The sequence below is a fragment of the Allobosea sp. FG18 genome, from assembly GCF_057809495.1.
In genome coordinates, this window is sequence record NZ_JBMDKB010000071.1 from 1 (window position 1) to 2607 (window position 2607).

Annotated in this window: 2 protein-coding genes; both read right to left on the reverse strand. The window is 63.2% G+C overall.

What is annotated here, in order from left to right; all coding sequences use genetic code 11:
• Nucleotides 1-145 precede the first annotated feature (145 nt).
• On the reverse strand, nt 146-889 hold the full coding sequence (gene istB / locus ACODTJ_RS29030) for an IS21-like element helper ATPase IstB (protein WP_064334874.1): 744 nt from the start codon (nt 887-889) through the stop codon (nt 146-148).
• A 14-nt stretch (nt 890-903) separates the two neighbouring features.
• On the reverse strand, nt 904-2415 hold the full coding sequence (gene istA / locus ACODTJ_RS29035) for an IS21 family transposase (protein WP_137901995.1): 1512 nt from the start codon (nt 2413-2415) through the stop codon (nt 904-906).
• Nucleotides 2416-2607 lie beyond the last annotated feature (192 nt).

The following is a 2607-nucleotide window of genomic DNA, read 5'->3' on the forward strand; positions in this document are numbered from 1 at the left end:
TGCGTATTCCGATGAAGCCGGCCATTGATTCCGAAACGAAGCCGGCCACCTGTTCCGATTTCATTCCGGCCAGCATTCCGATTTGAAGCCGGCCAGTCGATGGTCCCTTGGGTCGTTGGTTTGATGGCTCCTGATTGCCGCGCGGTCAAGCGTCTGCTGGTGTCTGACGCTGCTTTCGCAAGCTCTCACCGGACAGTTCGATACGGTAGGCATTATGGACGAGGCGGTCGAGGATGGCATCGGCGAGCGTCGGATTGCCGATCATGTCGTACCAGTGATCGACAGGCACTTGGCTGGTGACGATGGTGGATCGCTTCTCGTAGCGGTCCTCGATGATTTCCAGGAGGTCTCGACGCTGCTCGTCGTTGAGCTTCTCCGGACCCCAGTCGTCGAGGATGAGGAGGTCGGTTCGGGCGAGCGCCTTGAGAACTTTGGGATAACGGCCGTCGCCGCGCGCGAGCGCAAGGGTGGCGAACAGCCTGGGCAGGCGATGATAGGCGACGGAGAAGTCCTCGCGGCATGCCTTGTGTCCGAGCGCGCAGGCCAGCCAGCTCTTGCCGACGCCGGCGGGCCCGATCAGCAGGAGACTGTGATGTTGCCTGATCCAATCACAGCCGGCGAGCTTCAGGAACAGGTTGCGATCGAGGCCGCGGGCGGCGCGGAAGTCGATGTTCTCGATCTGGGCGTCATGGCGGAGCTTCGCGGCACGGGCCCTTGCCTCGAAACGCTTCTGACGGCGCGTGGTCGTTTCCCGTTCGAGCAAGATCGTGAGCCATTCACCGTGCTCGAGTTGTCTCGCCTCCGGTTGCGCCTCGAGTTCGTGATACGCGCTCGCCATGCCGGAGAGGCCGAGCTCGCGCAGCATGTCGATGGTGGGGTTGGTCAGCATTGTGAGTTGTCTCCTCAATGAAAGTAGCCGGGGCCACGCAGATTGGCGTGTTCCATGACGGCGGTAGGTTCGGTGGAATGCCTTGCGCCCTTGTGGGTGGCGATGAGCGAGGCAATGGTCTTGCAGGTCAGGCCGCCGATCTCGACGGCGCGCGACGAAACGGCCTCGGCGCGCTCATGGCCGATGTCGCGATAAAGGCGCAGGATGCCGAGGCATGTTCTGAAACCTTGTTCCGGATGCGGCCGGCTGGCGAGGATGGCGATGATCAGCCCTTCGGTCTGCGGACCGATGGACGCGCCCCAGCGCCGGAAGCGCTCCGGCGTCCATTCGGCGTAGCGGCGGTGAGAGCTCGGCATGTGAGCGGGGTCTGTTCCATAGCGCGGCCCGCCATAGCGGCGCTGATGCACAGCAACGCGTTTGCCGCGATGGAATATCTCGATCATCCGGGCGGTTGCCCGGATATCGACCTGCTGGCGGATGAGGGCATGCGGGACGGAATAGAAGAAGCTCTTGCACTCGACGTGGTAATCCGTCGAGACCCGCGCCAAGCGCCATTCGGCGAATTCGTAGTCTTCGATGGGCAGGCTTGCGAGTGCCGGGCGTTCGACCGTCTCGAAGAGGTGCCGGCGGCTGACGCCAAGCCGGCGCATGACATGATCGTTGATGCGCGCGAGCACCTCGGCGATCGCGGCATTGGCCTCGGCGAGCGAGAAGAAGGTCTGCTTGCGCAGGCGTCCGAGAATGCAGCTCTGGGCAAAGCGCACGGCGTTCTCGACCTTCGCCTTGTCCTTCGGGCGGCGTGGCCGGGCCGGTAGGACGCCGACGCCGTAGTGGGACGCCATCATGCCGTAGCTGCGGTTGATCTCGGGATCATGGAAGCTGGCGCGGTTGACGCCAGACTTCAGGTTGTCCGGCACGATCAGCCGGGGCACGCCACCGAAGAAGGCGAACATGCGCACGTGCGAGCCGATCCAATCCGGGAGCGTCTGGGTCCAGGTCGCCTCGGCGAACGTATAGCTCGACGCGCCGAGCACGCCGACGAACAGTTCCGCCTCGCGAACCTCGCCGGTCTTGCGATCGATGATCGGCACCCTCTTGCCGGAATAGTCCACGAAGGCCTTGTCGCCAGCGGCATGCTCCTGGCGCATCGTCGGCGACAGGCGCTGCTCGAAGCCGCGGAACAGTTCGCAGAAGCGGCTATAGCCGTATCCGTCGGGATGGACGCTGCGATATTCCTCCCAGAGGATCAGCAGCGTGACGCCCGGCTTCTTCAGCTCGATGGAGAGCTCAGCCCAATCAGGCTCCTGGCGTCGCCGTTGGCCCTGCTTGACCCCGGCGCGGGCGAAAAGCCGATGCTCCAGCGCATCGTCGGTCAGTTCTCCGGGCAATGGCCAGGTCAGCCCCGCCATGGCTGCTCGCTTCAGATTATCCTGCACGGTGCTGCGTGCAACGCCGAGCATCACCGCGATCTCGCGGCTACTTGTTCCACTTCCGGCAAGCCGGAGCATCTGTCGTAATTGTCTCATGGTCAGCCTTCTCTTCGCCGGCATCAAAATCTCCTCGTGTACCGGGAGGCTTGATGCCAAAGTTGCTGACCCAGAGGGGATTGTTAGTGCCGAAATCCGGCCGGTAATTGATTGGAATCGTGGCCGGCTTCAAATCGGAACGGTGGCCGGATATTGATCGGAATGCCGGCCGGCTTCACGTCGGAATCCGCA

Excerpts from the sequence above, each read along its gene's own strand:
- istB (WP_064334874.1), bottom strand. The coding sequence starts at position 889 with ATGCTGACCAACCCCACCATCGACATGCTGCGCGAGCTCGGCCTCTCC.
- istA (WP_137901995.1), bottom strand. The coding sequence starts at position 2,415 with ATGAGACAATTACGACAGATGCTCCGGCTTGCCGGAAGTGGAACAAGT.